Source organism: Duganella sp. GW821-FHT07G03, from assembly GCF_059418605.1.
In genome coordinates this window covers 282,144-298,746 of the sequence record NZ_JBWKQE010000001.1, presented here as the reverse complement: position 1 = coordinate 298,746, position 16,603 = coordinate 282,144, and the positions used below count along the sequence as shown (strand labels likewise).

Below are 16,603 nucleotides of genomic sequence, written 5' to 3'. Positions count from 1 at the left end.
CGCCATGGCCTACCACTCAACCGATGACGGCGGCGACGACGATTCGACCGTGCCACGGCCCTACGCATGGCTGGTGTTCGCGCTCAGTTTCGGCCTGCTGATCTCGGACTACATGTCGCGCCAGGTGCTCAACGCGGTGTTCCCGCTGCTGAAAAGCGAATGGCTGCTGAGCGACGCGCAACTGGGCCTGTTGAGCGGCATCGTCGCGCTGATGGTGGGCCTGCTGACCTTTCCTCTGTCGCTGATGGCGGACCGCTGGGGCAGGGTGCGCAGCCTGGTGCTGATGGCGGTGCTGTGGAGCGTGGCCACGTTGGGCTGCGGCCTGGCGCAGAACTACGGCCAGATGTTCGCGGCGCGTTTCCTGGTCGGCGTCGGCGAGGCGGCGTATGGCAGCGTCGGCATCGCGGTGGTGCTGTCGGTGTTCCCCAAGCACTTGCGGGCCACGCTGACCGGCGCCTTCATGGCCGGCGGCATGTTCGGCTCCGTGCTCGGCATGGGGATGGGCGGCGCCATCGCGGCGCACATGGGTTGGCGCTGGGCCTTCGGCGGCATGGCCTTGTTCGGACTCGCGCTGGCGTTGCTGTATCCGGTGGTGGTGCGCGAAAAGCGCATCGCGCCGGGCCGCGCCGCGACCGCCGGCCAGCAGCGCGTGCCGCTGCGTAGCCTGTTCGGCAGCGCCTCGGTGCGCGCGGCCTACATCGGCAGCGGCTTGCAGCTGTTCGTCGGCGGCTCCTTCATCGTCTGGATGCCCAGTTTTATGAACCGCTACTACGCCATGAGCGCGGGCCGCGCCGGCCTGGGCGCCGCGCTGGTGGTGCTGGCCAGCGGCGCCGGCATGATCTTGTGCGGCATGCTGAGCGACCGCATGTGCCGCGCCGCGCCGGAACGCAAGATCGCGCTGGCGGTCGGCTACTGCCTGGGCAGCTGCGTGCTGCTGCTGGCGGCGTTTGCGATGGCGCCCGGCGCCGCGCAGCTGGTGCTGATCGGCGCCGGCATGTTCCTGGCGGCCGGCACCACCGGCCCGGCCGGCGCCATGGTCGCCAACCTGACGCACCGCTCGGTGCACGGCACCGCGTTCGCCACGCTCACCTTGGCCAACAACCTGCTGGGCCTTGCGCCGGGACCGTTCCTGACCGGCGTCATGGCCGATCGCTACGGCCTGGCCGTGGCCTGCCAGCTGGTGCCGCTGGTCAGCCTGGCCGCCGCGCTGGTGTTCATGCGGGCGCGCCGCAGCTATCTGCAGGACGTACAGCGGGCCGCGGGCGCGCCGTTGGCGGAGGCCGCGTGAGCGCCGCGCTGGACATCGAAATCGGCTTCGATTTCATCTGCCCCTGGTGCCTGATCGGCATGCGCAATCTGCAAACCGCGCTGGCCCAGCTGCATACCGAGCAGCCGCAAGCCACGGTGCGATTGAATTGGCGCGGCGTGCAGCTGCTGCCCTCCGTGCCAGCAGAAGGCTTGCCCTTCCAGGCGTTTTACCTGCGCCGGCTGGGCGGCGAAGTGGCGCTGCGCCAGCGCCAGGCCGAGGTGCAGCGCGCCGCCGCAGCGGCCGGCGCCCGCATCGACTACAGCGTCATCGAAGTCATGCCCAACACCGCCGACGCGCACCGGCTGCTGGCCTATGCCGGTCATCACGGCAGCGCGGCGCAACGCGACGCCTTGCTGGAACGCCTGCTGCGCGCCTACTTCGAAGAGGGCGACGACATCGGCAACCCGCTGGTGTTGCTGGCGCATGGCGAGGCGACGGGCTTCGAGCGCGCCGCGATGGAGGCCGAGCTGCTCGGCGCCGGGCAGCCCTACCATGCCGGCCCTGGCGTTGGCGGCAGCGGCGTGCCGTTCTACGCCATCAACGGCAAGCTGGCGCTGACCGGAGCCCAGCCGCCCGCCGTGCTGCTGGCCACACTGCGCGAGGCGCTAGCCCTACCGCGATGAATCACCGTATCGAAATCGATCCCGCCCGTTTGCCGGCGGTGGGCAGTCACGCCTGGCTGCGCCTGCATGGCTACGACATCGCGCTGTTCAACGTGCAGGGCTGCTACTACGCGCTGGACGACAGCTGCCCGCACCAGGGGGCATCGCTGGCCGGCGGCAAGGTCGTCGACGGCAAGGTGCAGTGTCCGGCGCACGGCCTGCGTTTCGACCTGGCCAGCGGCTGCCTGCAAAACGTCCCGACCGTGAAAGTCGTCACCTATCCGATCTACATTGAAGAGGGCAGGGTGTATTTGAGCCTGCCCGGCCAGGAGTCCGCATCATGAATACCGCCGTCCTTACCCACACCCACCAGCGCGTGCGCGAACTGGCGCCCGGCTTTGCCGTCAGCGCCATGGTGGCAGCCGCCGCCAGCTTCCTGTCCGAGCATTACGGCGCGCCGGTGATGCTGTTTGCGCTGTTGCTCGGCATGGCGCTGAACTTCCTGTCCGCCGACGGCCAGTGCAAGCCGGGCATCGAATACACGGCGCGCACCGTGCTGCGCTTGGGCGTCGCCTTGCTGGGCCTGCGCCTGACGCTGGCGCAGATGGCGGCGCTGGGCTGGAAGCCGGTGGTGATGGTGGTGGTGATCGTCACGGTCACCATCCTGAGTTCCATCGTCGCGGCCAGGCTGCTGGGCTTTAACCGCTTGTTTGGCCTGCTGACCGGAGGCGCCACCGCGATCTGCGGCGCCTCGGCCGCGCTGGCGCTGGCCGCCGCGCTGCCGGCCCATCCGCAAAAGGAAAAGGCCACGCTGTTCACGGTGATCGGCGTGTCGGCCCTGTCGACGGTGGCGATGATCGCCTATCCGATGCTGTGCAAATGGTTCGCGCTGTCGCCGCAGCAGGCCGGCGTGTTCCTCGGCGGGACCATCCACGATGTGGCGCAGGTGGTGGGCGCGGGCTACAGCATGTCGCGCGAAACCGGCGACGCCGCCACCGTGGTCAAGCTGATGCGGGTCGCCATGCTGCTGCCGGTGATCCTGTGCGCCACGCTGGTCACGCGCGCGCAGAGCGCCGGCAGCGGCGGTGTGCGTCCACCGTTGCTGCCGATGTTCGCGGTCGGCTTCCTGGCGCTGGCCTGCATCAACAGCACCGGCTGGGTGCCGGCCGCGGTGCAGCAGCTGGGCAACGACGGCTCGCGCTGGGCGCTGACCATCGCCATCAGCGCGCTGGGCATGAAGACCCAGTTGAAGGAATTGGCGGCGGTCGGCATCAAGCCGATCGCTCTGATGATAGGCGAGACCATTTTTCTCGCCGCCCTGGTCCTGTTGCTGATGCACTGGGGCCTGTAGGGACTTTTTTAACCACCGAAGGAAAATAATGAAAAGACTCATCCTGGCCAGCGCCGCGCTGGCTGCGTGCGGCTGCGCCCACGCCGGCATCGGAGACAGCGGCAATCTGACCATCAGCGGCTTCGGCACGCTGGGCGTCGCCAAGAGCGACACCAACGACGCCAAGTTCGTCCGCTACAACCAGGCGGACGGCGTCGGCGACAGTCCGCGCATCGGCCTCGATACCAATCTTGGCCTGCAAGCGAGCTATGTGGTTGACCAGCGCCTGTCCGCGACGGTGCAGGTCCTGAGCCGCAAGAACACCAGCCCGGCCTTCACCACCGACCTGACGTGGGCCTTCCTCAAGTACAAGGTCAGCGACGAACTCAGTGTGCGCGTGGGCCGCGTGGCGCTGCCGGTGTTCATGATCTCGGACTACCAGAACGTCGGTTACGCCAACACCATGATGCGGCCGCCGGTCGAGATGTATGCGCAGGCGCCGATCGAATCGGGCGACGGCGTCGACCTCAATTACCAGCACGCGCTGGGCGACACCAACATCAGCGCGCAGGCCGTGCTGGGCGTCAGCCGGGGCAAGCTGTTCCTGGTCAGCACCGGCACGGTGGCCAGCTACCGCGCGCCGGTGCATGGCGTCAGTGTGGCGGCCGAACGTGGCCCGCTGACGTTGCGCGCGGCCTACCTGGGCGCCACCATGAGCAGCAACGACATCACGCCGGTCAACACGCTGGTGGGCACGCTGCGCAACGTCGGCTTCGGCCAGCTGGGCGACGACTTCGCCGTCAGCGCCAAGCGCATCAGCTTTGTCGCCGTCGGCGCCACGCTGGACTGGAACAATGTGGTGGGCCAGGCGGAATATGGCCGTCGCCGCGCGCGCGACAAGGTCTACATCCCCGACACCGATTCGTGGTACGCCATGGCCGGCTACCGCATCGGCAAGGTGCTGCCATACTATACGCACGCCGTGGCCAAGGGCGCCGGCAGTTCGATCACGCTGCCCGCCGGCTTCCCGGCCAGCGGCGCCTTGTCGAACGCGGTGCGCGGCGCCTTGCTGGCGTCGGAGCAAAGCTCGGACACGATAGGCCTGCGCTGGGACTTCGCCAAGTCGGTGGACTTGAAGCTGCAGCTGGACCGCGTGCATCCCAAGCAGCGCAACGGCATGCTGATCTACGGACCGGCCGCTGGTTTGCAGCGCAGCGTCACCGTGGTTGGCGCCACGCTCGATTTCGTGTTTTAAGGAGACCGTTATGAAAATTCTGATCACTGCCTGCCTGCTGGCGAACGCGCTGTGCGCGCAGGCCGAAACCGTCGTCATCGTCAACAAGGCCAATCCGGCCACGCGCATGTTCGGCGAGCAGGCGTCGCAATTCTTCCTGGGGAAATCGACGATGTTCACGCCGGTCGACCAGCCGGAAAGCTCGGCCATCCGCACCGACTTTTATCACAAGGTGGCCGAGAAGGATACCGCGCAGGTAAAGGCGATCTGGTCCAAGCTGGTGTTTACCGGCAAGGCCGTGCAGCCGAAGGAATACGCGTCCAACACGGAGGTGAAGAAGGCGGTGGCGGCCGATCCGAAGGCGATCGGCTACATCGACAAGTCGGCGGTCGATGACAGCGTCAAGGTGATCCTGACGCTGCCTTAAGCACGCATCAAGTCGGCGCCACGCAGGGCTTGCCGTTGTTGGCGCGCCAGGCGGCCGGCGTGGCGCCGAATTGCGCGGTGAACCAGCGCGTGAAGCTGCTGGGCATGGAGTAGCCCAGCAGGTCGCCGATGCGCGCCAGTGAGTAGCTGGGGTTGTTCATATAGCGCTGCACCAGGTCGCGCCGCACCTCGTTGATCAAATCGCTGAAGTTGGCGCCGTCATCCTCCAGCCGGCGCTGCAGCGTCCGCACATTCATGCCCAGCGCCGCCGCGATCTGTTCGATCGTCGCGCGGCCCATCGGCAGCAGCAGGTAGATCGCCTTGCGCACCTCAAACACCAGCGACGCCTCGCCCACCGCCGGCAGCGTATCGACAAAGCGCTGCGCATAGCGCGCCATGGCGGGATCGGCGCGCGGATTGGGCGCGTCGAAAGCGGCGGCGGGGCAGGCGATGCCGTTGAACTCCGCGCCGAACTGCACCGGGCAGCCGAACACGCGGCGATGGATGCGCGCGTCGTCCGGCGCATCGTGGCTGAAATTGACGCTGGCCGGACGCCACGCGGGGCCCAGCACGCTGGCGCACAGGCGCGCCATCACGCCCAGCGCCAGCTCGGTGGCCTGGCGGCAGGGCAGCGGCGTATCGGTCACCACTTCCTCGCGGATGATCACCAGCTCGCCCACCTCTTCGATATAGATCGCCAGCGCGCGGTTCAACAGGTGGCGGTATTGCACCGTCACCTTCAGCGCGTCGCGCAGCGTGGGCTGGTGGGTCAGCAGCAGCGATACCGCGCCCAGGTCGGAAAACTGGCGCGATTCGGCCATGCGCAGGCCCAGGGTCTGGCAGCCGCTGTGGGCGGCGGCGTTCTCCAGCAGCTGCACGGCGGCCTTCACCGGGATCGAATGGTCGGGGTCCTGCAGCATGGTCTTGCTCAGTCCGACGGCGGCCAGTTCGGCCTGGGCGTTGAGCCCCAGGTGCTGGGCCACTTCGAGGAAGTTGGTGAGCACCGCAGCGCGGACCAGTGTAGACATTCGGTATGTTTCCTTGAGTTGCGGGCCCGGACCGGGCGCGCAGAAATTGTATCGGCGCGCTGTGCTGCTGGCAACCTACTTGCGCCTGGAAAACAACGGTGCAGGAAGCGCAGAAACAACCTTGATCCCCGATGCCGAGTTGCCGGAGCTTCGCCGATGAACGATGTTGTAATTTCGTAACGAAGCGAAACATCGCCACCCGTCAATATCGTAAAACGAAAGATATTTCCGCTTAAAACATGGCGAATTCCCCAAGATATTTTCTTTTCATTGACTTGAATCTTATTTAATTTTAAGGTTTATTCAGGCTGATCTTACGAAAACGAAAGATTTGGCTGCGTTGTATTCCGCAGAAACTTATATACGCAAATAAGAACGGAGACTATGCATGAAGAAAATACCGAAGGCGGGCGGCACCGCCGTGCGGCGATCGCTGCTCGTCCTGAGCCTGCTGTCCGGCGTTGCCGAAATGAACGGCGCTTGCGCCCAGTCGATTACCGGTGGTTTGTATGGCTCGGTGCCGGTGGGCGCGAGTGCGAACCGGGTGACTGTCACGAGCGAGCAGACCGGCTTCAAACGCGAACTGCCACTGGACGGGCAAGGGCGCTACAAGACTTCCGGGCTCAACCCCGGTTTGTACACCGTCACGCTCAGGCAGGGGGAGCAGGTGATCGCCGTCCGCCAGGTGAGCGTGAAGCCGAACAGCGACACGGCTGTCCTGGCCGTGACGGCGGAAAACCAGGGCGGCCCGGAAACGCTCGCCACTGTGACTGTGGCCGGCCACTCGGCCCAGACCATGGTGCTGCCCATCGACGTCAATACCCCGGAATTATCCAGCCACTACAGTCGGGAACTGATCAACAGCCTGCCGCTCATCAGCGGCAACGCGGAATCCATTGCGCGCTTGCGCTCCAACGTGCGCTACGACCAGAACACGACCGGGCTGGTCCAGCTGGGCGGGGCTACGCCGGCGGAAAACCGCTACTACCTCAACGAATTCGACACCACCAATGACCGTACGCTGCTGGGCGCCAACCGCCTGCCGCGCGAGGCGATCCAGGAAACCGAGGTGATGGCGGGCAGCTTCGGCGCCTCGTGGACCAATGCCACCGGCGGCATCATGGCGCAGACGGTGCGCCAGGGCTCGAACAAATTCGAGGCGGGGTACTCGATGTATTACACGCCGGCGACGTCGGCTGCCTTGATGCCGGCGGAAAAAGACATACGCAACGGGCAGGGCGATTATTACCGCTATTCCTCGGACAACCGCAGTGAAGCGAGCACGACGAACTACCTGTGGGCGTCGGGCGCGCTGGTCAAAGACAAGCTGTTTGCCTTCGTGCTGCTGGGCGACCGGCTGCCATCGCGCAGCTACAGCTTCAGCCAGAATCGCGAGTCGATTTCCAGTTCGAAAAGCAAGAACCTGCTGCTGAATCTGACCTGGAACATCAATGACGAGCATACGCTCAACCTGACCGGCTCGCGGGCGTGGAGCAGCACCAGCACCGACAACTATCGCCTGCTGAAGGACTACAGCACGCAGGTCGGCGCCTTCTCGTCCAGTGCCTATTCGCCCGTGACGGAGCGCATGTTGATTGCCAACTACCACGGCAACCTCACGCCCAACCTGGAACTGCGCTTGATGGGCGGTTTCCTGGGGCAGCTCAATGACCGCGCCCACGGCGCCGAGGACGTACCTTATGTCGACGCCTACAACAGCCAGACCCAGAAGACCAGCAACATCGGGATGCAGGACCGCACCGTCAATTTCCGCCCCGACGATTACTGGCGACGCGGCTATAAGGGCGACCTGAGCTGGAGCCTGGGCAATCACAAGCTCGTGTTCGGCGCCGAGTACTACCAGCACTTCCTCGGCCAGGACTGGCACACGCCGCAGGCCGGCTGGTACACCTATTACGACCGTCCCAACACCGTGCAACTGCCCAATGGCGAGCAGGTCAGCGGCAAGTACGTCGGCTACTATTTCAACCACGAGTTCGGTCGCATGGTGTCGATCAACAAGGCGGCCTATCTTGAGGACTACTGGAAAATCGGCAACGGCGTGATGCTGTACGGCGGTCTGCGTTTCGACAAGTTCATCAACAAGGACGCGCTGGAGCGCCCGCTGTTCTCGTTTCCCACCACTTCGCCGCGGCTGGGCTTGTCGTGGGATGTGCACGGCGATTCCAGCCTGAAGGTCGGGGCCAACCTGGGGCGCTATTCGCTGTCCATGCCATCGAACTTCAGCTTCGGCGTCGCCGAGTCCCACCTCGAACAGCGCAAATGGTACCGCTACAGCGGCATGGATCCCAACACCAAACTGCCGCTGGGCCTGGCGCAGATCGGCTCCACCTATACCGCGCCCGGCCATGACGGCACGCCGCCGGCGGCGGACCAGGTGGCCACCACCAATTTGAAGGCGCCTTACCAGAACGAGTTGCAGTTGTACGCGCAGAAGGCGTTCAACCGTCACTGGGTAGGCCAGGTCGATTTCGGCTATGCCGAGCTGAAGCGCGTCATCAATTCCACCTGCTACGGCCAGGGCATAGGCCAGTACGCCAACAGCCACGGCTATCCAAACTATCCGAGCGACTACGAGTGCTTTGAACTCAATCCGGGTGAGGACGTCACGGTCACGCGCGATTTCCGCGGGGATGGCAAGCCGGTGTCGCTGACGATACCAGCCGCCGAATTCGGCCTGCCCAAACCCAAGCACAAGTACATCCACCTGACCTTCGATGCGAGTCACTCGCGCAGCGCCAGCGAGCCGTGGTACCTGAATCTGAGCTACACCTGGACCCGTTCGTTCGGCAACGACAATGGCTTCCTCAATCTGGAAAACCGGAACGCCGGCTATATCGGCCAGACGGGCGTCTACGATTTTCCGGAGACGACACGCGGCGCCAGCGGCAACCTCACCAACGACATCCGCCACGCGTTCACCGCATCGAGCGCCTACTACTTCCAGAATGGCCTGCGCGCCAGCGGCATATTCAGCATGCACAGCGGTGAGCCGGTCAGCTGCTTCGGCCTCAATCCCGACGTGAACAGCCTCTCCTACAACTGGGGTTCGTGGGGACACTACTGCGATGCGAGCACCAATCCGGTTGGGGTCAAGACGGCGGGCACCAGTGGCCGCCTGCCACTCTTCTGGCAATTCGACATGGGCGTGGGCTACGATATGAAGGTGGGCGCGGACAGCAAGCTGAGCCTGGATCTGAGCATCCAGAACCTGTTCAACCGGCGCGGCATCACCGACCGCTACAACACCTACAGCGCCGACGTGAACGCCGACAATACCATCGTGCCGGATGTGAACTGGGGCATTCCGAGCCAGTATCAAACGCCGCGCAGGGCCTCGCTGGTGCTGCGCTACCAATACCGTTAATCGTGACCGGAGTCCCTACCTTGAAACTGACCAAAACTATCCAGGCCGGCTTGCTGGCCCTGGCCCTGAGCAGCACACTGGCGTACGCGGCCGAGCCGCTTGCGCGCCCCCCGCATTTCGCCATCGACGGCGCGCATTTCAAGCTCGACGGCCAGCCGTATGTGATCCGCTCCGGCGAAATGCATTATCCGCGCATCCCCCGCGCCGCCTGGCGCGAGCGGCTGCGCATGGCGCGCGCGATGGGCTTGAACACGGTGACCACCTATGCCTTCTGGTCGCAGCACGAACCGGAGCCGGGGCAGTGGAACTTTTCCGGCCAAAACGATCTGCGCGCGTTCGTCAAGACCGCCGCCGAGGAAGGTTTGAACGTGGTGCTGCGGCCCGGCCCCTATGTCTGCGCCGAGGTGGATTTCGGCGGCTTCCCGGCCTGGCTGTTGCGCACGCAGGGACTGCGCGTGCGTTCCATGGACGCGCGCTACCTGGCCGCCAGCGCGCGCTACTTCAAGCGTCTGGCGCAGGAGGTGGCGGACCTGCAGAGCAGTCGCGGCGGCCCCATCCTGATGCTGCAACTGGAGAATGAGTACGGTTCCTACGGTCGCGATCACGACTACCTGCGCGCCGTGCGGACGCAGATGCGCCAGGCCGGGTTAGACGCGCCCCTGTTTACTTCCGACGGCGGCGCCGGCCGGCTGTTCGAAGGCGGCACGCTGCCCGATGTGCCGGCCGTGGTCAACTTCGGTGGCGGCGCGGACGATGCCGACGCCTCGATCCAGGAACTGGCCGCCTGGCGCCAGCATGGCCCGCGCATGGCCGGTGAATACTGGGCCGGCTGGTTCGATCACTGGGGTGAGCAACACCACACCCAGAGTGCCGAGGAGGCGGCGCGCACGGTGGACCGGATGTTGTCGCAGGGCGTATCGTTCAATCTGTACATGTTCCACGGCGGGACCAGCTTCGGCTGGCTGGCCGGTGCGAACTATTCGGGCCCCGATTCCTACCAGCCGGACACCACCAGCTACGACTACGATGCCGCCCTGGACGAGGCGGGACGCCCGACGCCCAAGTACTTCGCCCTGCGCGACGTCATCGCCCGGCATGTGAAAACGGCGCTGCCGCCGGTGCCCGCCGCGCCGCAACCGCAGGCGCTGCCCGCGTTCGGGCTGCAGCCGGCCGGCAGTCTGCTGGCCCAGCTGGAGCTGTTGTCCAAGGCCCGGCCGTCACGCTGGGCCAGGGCGATGGAGGAATTTGATCAGAACTACGGCTACATCCTCTATCGCAAGCGGCTCGATGCGCCGGCCAAGGGCAAGCTGGTGCTCGACGGCTTGCATGACCAGGCCACCGTGCTGGCCGATGGCCGTGTGATCGGCCGGCTGGACCGTCGCCTGGGCGAGAGCTCGCTGGCGGTGGATTTGCCGGCGGGCGTCCAGCTCGACCTGCTGGTCGAAGCGATGGGGCGTATCGGCTTCGGCGCCAAGCTGGTCGATGACAGCAAGGGCATCACGCGCGGGGTGAAGCTGGGCGACGATGAACTGGAGGGCTGGACCGTCTACCCGCTGCCGCTGGACGCGGCGGCGCTGAAACGCCTGCCGGCAGCGGCGGGCGATGCGGCCGGGGCGGCGCCGGGCTTCTGGCGCGGTACGCTGACGCTGGCCAAGCCGGTCGATACCTTCCTCGACACGCGCGGCTGGGGCAAGGGACAGGTCTGGGTCAACGGCCACCATCTGGGGCGCTACTGGCACATAGGCCCGCAGCAAACGTTGTATCTGCCGGCCTCGTGGCTGAAGGAGGGCGCCAACGAGGTACTGCTGTTCAGCACGGAAACGCCCACGGCAAGCACCATGCAGGGCATGGCCGCGCCCGTCTACGACACGCCGAAGCGAGACTAGGCTTGCAACGTTGGCAAATAAGGACGTTGTTGGTCTTTCGTCACAATCGGCAGGGGAGCGCCTAGGCACGGGCATTCGGAGCTAGAATTGGCCGATATGCATAAATCGACTGCCGCCACGATAGCCCGTTTCACCGACCTGCTGATGGACGCCGTCTGCATGGTCGATGCCGAGGGTCGCTTCGTGTTCGTCAGCGCCGCCTGCGAGCGTATCTTCGGCTACGCTCCCCAGGAAATGATCGGCATGCAGATGATCAACCTGGTGGCGCCGGCCGACCGCGAGCGCACCCTGGCGGCGGCGCGCGCCATCATGGACGGCCAGCCCACCTCCCGCTTTGAAAACCGCTACGTGCGCAAGGATGGCAAGATCGTCCACATCATGTGGTCGGCGCGCTGGTCCGAGAGCGACCAGCTGCGCGTGGCCGTGGCGCGCGATATCACGGCCACCAAGCAGGCGGAAACGATGCAGTCCGCGCTGTATGCGATCTCCGAGGCCGCGCACGCCAGCGACGACTTGCCGGCCTTGTTCGAGCACATCCACCAGATTATCGGCGCCATGCTGCCGGCGCCGGGATTCGCGGTCGCGCTACGGAACGACAAGGGCGGGTGCGTGGAGTTTTCCTATCACGTCAACGCCCATGGTGGCAGCGCGCCGCATCCGCTGGCGTGCTGGCTGGGGGAGGAAGTGCTGCGCAGCGGACAAGCGGTATTGCTGACGCCCGCCACGGCGGCCGCGCTGCCGCCGGCCTTGCAGGCGCACGGCACGCGGCCGGATTGCTGGCTGGGCGTGCCGCTGACGACCAGCCAGGGCCGCATCGGCGTGCTGATGCTGCAAAGCGGCGACGAGCCGGACCAGTCCGGCTACACCGACCAGGACCAGGAGTTGTTGATGTTCGTCTCCCACCAGGTGGCGACGGCGATCCAGCGCAAGCAGCTGCATTCCCGTCTGCGCTTCATGGCCCAGCATGATGAGCTGACCCAGTTGCCCAATCGCCGGCTGTTCCTCGACCGCTTGCAGATGGCGGTGGCGCGCGCCCAGCGTCACCAGGGCCGGCTGGCCTTGCTGTTCATCGACCTGAACAAGTTCAAGCAGGTCAACGACCAACACGGCCATGCCTGCGGCGACCTGCTGTTGCGCGAAGTGGCGCACCGGCTCAAGCATTGCGTGCGCGAATCCGACACCGTGGCGCGGCTGGGCGGGGACGAGTTCGTCGTCATCGTGGAAGAAGTGCTGGTGGCCGACGACGCCTTGCAAATCGTGAACAAGATCCACCAGGTGCTGGCGGCGCCGATGTTGTTGGCCACCGGTCTCGGCTTGGCGATCACCGCCAGCGTCGGCGTCGCGCACTATCCCGAGCATGGCGTCGACATCGAGCAGTTGATGCGCTACGCCGACCAGGCCATGTACGCAGCCAAGCAAAGTGAAGAGCATTCCGATCTAGGCCGACGCGAGTTCGTCGATCAGCAGCGCGAGCAGGCGTTGCTGCGGCCCCGATAAGGCGGCGGGAACCTCTCCCCATCCGCAGATTCTATCCAGTACCGCGTTCAGTATTTTTCCCGGCTTGAACACGAGCGCGTGGCGCGGCAGGGCATCGCACAGGTCCGGCCTTAAATAAACAATCGTTCCGGATAGCGGCCAAGCCGTGGCCGCCGCATGGGAAACACCCGGCGGTATCCATCCAAGCTCCCGGTCGGGCCGTAGCAGGCAGATTTGCCCTTCGCGCCGGCAGCCGGGCAGGCCGCCGCCCAGCTGCAACGGACGTTCGTCGTGAATGAAGCGGGAAGCAGCCATGTATCAGGCGGCAGCTTTGCGGGGAACGACGAAGGCCAGCCCCTCCTCGAAGGAACGCAGCACCATGTCCATGTGCGGCTGCACCGCCGCCAGGTGGACCGCGCACTCGTCCGGCGGCGGCCGGGTCGTCACCAGCAATGCCTGCGGCAGCAAGCCGCGCACCGCCGCCACCGCCGCCAGCCATGCCTCCAGCTGTTCCTGCAGCGGGTAGGGAATGAACACCGTGGAAATCAGGGCCGCCTTGTCCGGCGCATGCTCCTCGTAAGGCAGGGGCAGGGCGACGCTGCGGGCGTCGATGCCGGTCTCGCGCAAGGCGCGCGCCAGCAACTCGCTCACCAGGTCGTCGCGTTCCGAAGCCAGGCCGGTGCACAGCACGATGGAGCCGAGCGGCACGTCGAGCGAGCCTTGCCAGCGCCCCGTGCGGGCCTCGCGCAGCTGGCGCAAGTGGGTGCCGACATTGGCATCGAGCAGCGACACCCGGTGGCGCCGCCGCTTCGCCGCCGGTGCGGCCACTGCCGGCGCCAGCGTCTCCGCCACATCGGCCACGGTGCTGCGGATCCTTCCCTGCTGGGCGGCGTCGATCTGGCCCGCGCGCCATTCGGCGGCGGCCAGCGCCAGGCCGGGCAGCAGCACGTGATCGCAATAGCGCACAAAGCTGCCGCGCTGCAGGAAGGCGCCGGCGTCGCGGATGATGGCGTCGGTGTCGCCGGACAGCGCGCGCTGGAAGAAGCGCTGCGCGGCGGTCACGTTCGGGCTCTCGCCCAGCAATACCGACAGGGGCTCCAGCGCCCGCACATGCCGCCCGGCGACCACCAGGCACACCGTCAGCGGTGTCGAGATCAGCAGGCCGACCGGTCCCCACAAACTGCCCCAGAACAGCGCCGAGATCACCACCGCCAACGGCGACAGGCCGGTGCTATGGCCGTAGACCTTGGGCTCGACCACATGGGCCACCACCAGCTCCAGCACGCCGAACATCACCATGCACGACAGCGTCAGGCTCCAGCCCGGATCGATCGCCGCCACGAACACCATGATGGCGGCGCCGGCGGCCAGCACGCCCACATACGGAATGAAGCGCAGCGTGGCGCCCAGTATGCCCCACAGCAGCGCGTGCGGAATGCCGGCCGCCGCCAGCGCCACGCCGGTGGCCAGGCCGAAGCAGGCGTTGACGATGAACTGCGACAGGAAGAAGCGCGACACGCCCTGCGCGGCGTCGGCCAGCGCCCGGATCGTGCGGCTGACTTCACCCTGGCCGGTGAGCCGGATCAGCCGGTCCTGCAGCGACTCGCGCTCCCACAGGATGAACACCAGCAGCACCAGCACCATGCCGGCCTCGCCGATGGCGGTGCGCGCCAGCGTCAGGAAATGCGCCAGCACGTCGCCCGAGGCAGGACGGGCGGCGCCGGCGCTGTCCACGGCTTGCGGCGCGGCCGCCGCGTCGGCCGGCGGCTGCATCAGGTGCATTTCCGCCTCGACCCGGGCGAACGGGCGGGCCGCCAGTTCGTGCAGCGTATCGACCTTGCGCTGGATGGCCGCGCGGTATTGCGGCAGTTCGGCGGTGACGCTGGCCAGCTGCGCCACCAGGATGGCGCCGGTGCCGGCCACGCAGGCGCTGGCCAGCAGCAGCGCCGCCAGCACGGTCGGCGCGCGCCCCAGGCCCAGACGGCCGAGGCGGCGCACCAGCGGCGCCACGATCAGGCTGAGGATGGAGGCCAGCGCGATCGGTTGCAGGAAGTCGCGCCCCAGGTGGAGCACGGCCAGCACGCAGGCGCCGCACAGGATGGGAGTGGAACTCAGGCGGGAGGGCGTATGCATGGTCGGAGCGGCATGGAGTAAGGGAGGAATGCCGACACTATATCATAGTGACTTATGTGTCATTATTAAAATCTCGGTCGAGTCTTATTTAAATTGACTCAATTGTCAGAGTGACGATATAATCATTATGAACTCACGGAACGGTTGCCCTGGTCATTGCTGGCAGCTGTTGTATTACCTGCCATCTTGTCAACCGAAAGGAAACTGTATGTCGTCTTCACTCCGTGGCGCCGCGCTTGCCGCGCTGGTCCTGCACACCGCCGCCGCGACGGCGGCCGATGCCACCCCCTCCATTTTTTCGTTCAGCGGCTACGGCACGCTGGGCATGACCCGGTCGAGCGAGCAGCACGCCGACTACACCGCCAGCAACTTCCAGCCCAACGGCGCCGGCCACACCCGCAGCTGGTCGCCGGACGTGGACAGCCGCCTCGGCGGCCAGGTCTCGGCCGAAATCGACAGCCACTGGTCGGCCGTGGTGCAGGTGGTGGCCGAGCAGCGCTGGGACAATAGCTACACGCCGGCGCTGGAATGGGCCAATGTGCGCTACGCCTTCACGCCGGCGTTCAGCGTGCGGGTCGGCCGCATCGCCTTGCCGACCTTCCTGATGTCCAACACCCGCAAGGTCGGCTACACGCTGCCGTGGGTGCGCACGCCGAACGCCGTCTACAACGCGCTGGCGATGACCAGCAACGACGGCGCCGACCTGACCTGGAGCGTGCAGTCGGGCGAGTTGCGCAACACGGTGGTGGCCTACGTCGGCCGCAACAACTCCACCTATCCGAACGGCAGCGCCGGCGGCTACCGCGAAAAGGCACGCCACATGCGCGGCCTGGCCGACACCGTCAACTACGGCGACCTGACCTTGCAACTGTCGCACTTCGACGCCAAGCTGAGTTCCGCCGCGATCGGCCTGGTCGACCAGCCATACCGGGTCAACTCGGCCGGCGCCAGCTTCGATCCGGGCGCCTGGTTCGTCACCAGCGAGTGGGCCCGCATTTCCGGCCAGGACGCGCACGCCATCCCGAGCTGGTACGTGGGCGCCGGCGCGCGCTTCGGCGCCTGGACGCCGTATGCCGGCATCAACTGGCGCAAGCAGGCCTATCCGGAGCTGCACGCGCTGGGCCTGGCGCAGTCGACGGTCGGCATCGGCCAGCGCGGCCGTAACGTCGGGCTGCGCTGGGATGTCAGCAAGAACGCCGATATCAAGCTGCAATACGACCGCAACACGCCGGACGCCGGCTCGGTCGGTACCCTGGTCAACTTCCAGCCGGGTTTCCGTCCCGGCGTCGCCTACAACGTGGTCAGCCTGGCGCTGGACTTCGTCTACTAAAGGAAAACGCAGATGAAGATCCAGTCTCAATTCCGCCGCGCCGCCACCGGGCTGGCGCTGTCGCTGGCCGCCATGGCCGCGCGCGCCGACGTGGTGGTCGTGGTGTCGGCCAAGAATCCCTGCGGCCAGCTGACGGCGTCCCAGGTCAGCGACATCTTCCTCGGCAATGCCGCCAGCTTCCCCGGCGGCGGCCAGGCCGTGCCGCTGGACCAGGGCGACGGCGCGCCGCGCGAAGAGTTCTACGGCAAGACCGTGGGCAAATCGTCGTCCCAGGTGAAGGCTTACTGGGCCAAGATCATCTTCACCGGCAAGGGCCGGCCGCCCAAGGAGGCGGGCGACAGCGCCGCCGTGCGCAAGCTGGTGGCCGACAGTCCCAGCTTCATCGGCTATATCGAACGCGGCGCGGTTGACGCCAGCGTCAAGGTGGTGCTGGCGGTGCACTGACGCGCCCCAGCCCCCGA

14 protein-coding genes and 1 pseudogene are annotated in these 16,603 nt (G+C 66.3%); 11 read left to right on the top strand and 4 right to left on the bottom strand.

Annotated features, from left to right (window positions below):
* The first annotated feature begins 4 nt into the window (after nucleotides 1-4).
* From AC07OK_RS01275 to AC07OK_RS01250, 6 genes are read left to right on the top strand one after another with little or no spacing between them, the layout of a single operon-like run.
* On the top strand, nucleotides 5-1,288 hold the full coding sequence (locus AC07OK_RS01275) for an MFS transporter (protein ID WP_494688605.1): 1,284 nt from the start codon (nucleotides 5-7) through the stop codon (nucleotides 1,286-1,288).
* Complete coding sequence (locus AC07OK_RS01270) at nucleotides 1,285-1,932, top strand: DsbA family oxidoreductase (protein WP_494688604.1); 648 nt, start codon at nucleotides 1,285-1,287, stop codon at nucleotides 1,930-1,932. The genes AC07OK_RS01275 and AC07OK_RS01270 overlap by 4 nt, the downstream gene beginning before the upstream one ends.
* Entirely contained in the window at nucleotides 1,929-2,255 is a 327-nt protein-coding gene (locus AC07OK_RS01265; protein WP_494688603.1) for a Rieske (2Fe-2S) protein, read from the top strand. Before AC07OK_RS01270 ends, AC07OK_RS01265 begins: the two co-directional genes overlap by 4 nt.
* On the top strand, nucleotides 2,252-3,262 hold the full coding sequence (locus AC07OK_RS01260) for a YeiH family protein (RefSeq protein ID WP_494688602.1): 1,011 nt from the start codon (nucleotides 2,252-2,254) through the stop codon (nucleotides 3,260-3,262). The genes AC07OK_RS01265 and AC07OK_RS01260 overlap by 4 nt, the downstream gene beginning before the upstream one ends.
* A gap of 28 nt (nucleotides 3,263-3,290) precedes the next feature.
* The gene (locus AC07OK_RS01255) at nucleotides 3,291-4,496 is read left to right on the top strand and encodes a porin (RefSeq protein WP_494688601.1); all 1,206 of its coding nucleotides are present in this window, start codon (nucleotides 3,291-3,293) and stop codon (nucleotides 4,494-4,496) included.
* A 10-nt stretch (nucleotides 4,497-4,506) separates the two neighbouring features.
* Complete coding sequence (locus AC07OK_RS01250) at nucleotides 4,507-4,902, top strand: type 2 periplasmic-binding domain-containing protein (RefSeq protein ID WP_494688600.1); 396 nt, start codon at nucleotides 4,507-4,509, stop codon at nucleotides 4,900-4,902.
* 7 nt (nucleotides 4,903-4,909) lie between these two features.
* Here the strand turns inward: AC07OK_RS01250 and AC07OK_RS01245 are convergent, their stop codons facing one another.
* Entirely contained in the window at nucleotides 4,910-5,200 is a 291-nt protein-coding gene (locus tag AC07OK_RS01245) for a helix-turn-helix domain-containing protein (RefSeq protein WP_494689017.1), read from the bottom strand.
* Between the two features lie 132 nt (nucleotides 5,201-5,332).
* Nucleotides 5,333-5,929: pseudogene (locus AC07OK_RS01240) on the bottom strand (AraC family transcriptional regulator); the annotation flags it as partial.
* A gap of 388 nt (nucleotides 5,930-6,317) precedes the next feature.
* On the opposite strand from AC07OK_RS01240, the gene AC07OK_RS01235 reads away from it, so the two are divergent.
* The 3 genes from AC07OK_RS01235 (at nucleotide 6,318) to AC07OK_RS01225 (ending at nucleotide 12,700) form a co-directional block, all read left to right on the top strand.
* The gene (locus AC07OK_RS01235) at nucleotides 6,318-9,317 is read left to right on the top strand and encodes a TonB-dependent receptor (protein ID WP_494688599.1); all 3,000 of its coding nucleotides are present in this window, start codon (nucleotides 6,318-6,320) and stop codon (nucleotides 9,315-9,317) included.
* A 20-nt stretch (nucleotides 9,318-9,337) separates the two neighbouring features.
* Nucleotides 9,338-11,203 (top strand): glycoside hydrolase family 35 protein, encoded by a 1,866-nt coding sequence (locus tag AC07OK_RS01230; protein WP_494688598.1) that lies wholly within the window; start codon nucleotides 9,338-9,340, stop codon nucleotides 11,201-11,203.
* A 96-nt stretch (nucleotides 11,204-11,299) separates the two neighbouring features.
* Nucleotides 11,300-12,700 (top strand): diguanylate cyclase domain-containing protein, encoded by a 1,401-nt coding sequence (locus AC07OK_RS01225; RefSeq protein ID WP_494688597.1) that lies wholly within the window; start codon nucleotides 11,300-11,302, stop codon nucleotides 12,698-12,700.
* On the opposite strand, the gene AC07OK_RS01220 is transcribed toward AC07OK_RS01225, so the two are convergent.
* Together AC07OK_RS01220 and AC07OK_RS01215 are read right to left on the bottom strand one after the other, a co-directional pair.
* Nucleotides 12,641-12,994, bottom strand: coding sequence for a cupin domain-containing protein (locus tag AC07OK_RS01220; RefSeq protein WP_494688596.1), 354 nt, complete (start codon nucleotides 12,992-12,994; stop codon nucleotides 12,641-12,643). The genes AC07OK_RS01225 and AC07OK_RS01220 overlap by 60 nt on opposite strands.
* Nucleotides 12,995-12,997: 3 nt before the next feature.
* Nucleotides 12,998-14,812, bottom strand: coding sequence for an AI-2E family transporter (locus AC07OK_RS01215; RefSeq protein WP_494688595.1), 1,815 nt, complete (start codon nucleotides 14,810-14,812; stop codon nucleotides 12,998-13,000).
* A 208-nt stretch (nucleotides 14,813-15,020) separates the two neighbouring features.
* Between AC07OK_RS01215 and AC07OK_RS01210 the strand changes: the two genes are divergently transcribed.
* Nucleotides 15,021-16,142 carry a hypothetical protein gene (locus AC07OK_RS01210; protein ID WP_494688594.1) on the top strand — a complete coding sequence of 374 codons (1,122 nt, stop codon included), beginning with the start codon at nucleotides 15,021-15,023 and terminating at the stop codon, nucleotides 16,140-16,142.
* 12 nt (nucleotides 16,143-16,154) lie between these two features.
* Nucleotides 16,155-16,586 carry a phosphate ABC transporter substrate-binding protein gene (locus tag AC07OK_RS01205; RefSeq protein WP_494688593.1) on the top strand — a complete coding sequence of 144 codons (432 nt, stop codon included), beginning with the start codon at nucleotides 16,155-16,157 and terminating at the stop codon, nucleotides 16,584-16,586.
* Nucleotides 16,587-16,603: the final 17 nt, after the last annotated feature.

Excerpts from the sequence above, each read along its gene's own strand:
- AC07OK_RS01265 (WP_494688603.1), top strand. The coding sequence starts at position 1,929 with ATGAATCACCGTATCGAAATCGATCCCGCCCGTTTGCCGGCGGTGGGC.
- AC07OK_RS01225 (WP_494688597.1), top strand. The coding sequence starts at position 11,300 with ATGCATAAATCGACTGCCGCCACGATAGCCCGTTTCACCGACCTGCTG.
- AC07OK_RS01250 (WP_494688600.1), top strand. The coding sequence starts at position 4,507 with ATGAAAATTCTGATCACTGCCTGCCTGCTGGCGAACGCGCTGTGCGCG.
- AC07OK_RS01245 (WP_494689017.1), bottom strand. The coding sequence starts at position 5,200 with ATGGGCCGCGCGACGATCGAACAGATCGCGGCGGCGCTGGGCATGAAT.
- AC07OK_RS01260 (WP_494688602.1), top strand. The coding sequence starts at position 2,252 with ATGAATACCGCCGTCCTTACCCACACCCACCAGCGCGTGCGCGAACTG.
- AC07OK_RS01235 (WP_494688599.1), top strand. The coding sequence starts at position 6,318 with ATGAAGAAAATACCGAAGGCGGGCGGCACCGCCGTGCGGCGATCGCTG.
- AC07OK_RS01205 (WP_494688593.1), top strand. The coding sequence starts at position 16,155 with ATGAAGATCCAGTCTCAATTCCGCCGCGCCGCCACCGGGCTGGCGCTG.
- AC07OK_RS01275 (WP_494688605.1), top strand. The coding sequence starts at position 5 with ATGGCCTACCACTCAACCGATGACGGCGGCGACGACGATTCGACCGTG.
- AC07OK_RS01210 (WP_494688594.1), top strand. The coding sequence starts at position 15,021 with ATGTCGTCTTCACTCCGTGGCGCCGCGCTTGCCGCGCTGGTCCTGCAC.
- AC07OK_RS01215 (WP_494688595.1), bottom strand. The coding sequence starts at position 14,812 with ATGCATACGCCCTCCCGCCTGAGTTCCACTCCCATCCTGTGCGGCGCC.
- AC07OK_RS01220 (WP_494688596.1), bottom strand. The coding sequence starts at position 12,994 with ATGGCTGCTTCCCGCTTCATTCACGACGAACGTCCGTTGCAGCTGGGC.
- AC07OK_RS01255 (WP_494688601.1), top strand. The coding sequence starts at position 3,291 with ATGAAAAGACTCATCCTGGCCAGCGCCGCGCTGGCTGCGTGCGGCTGC.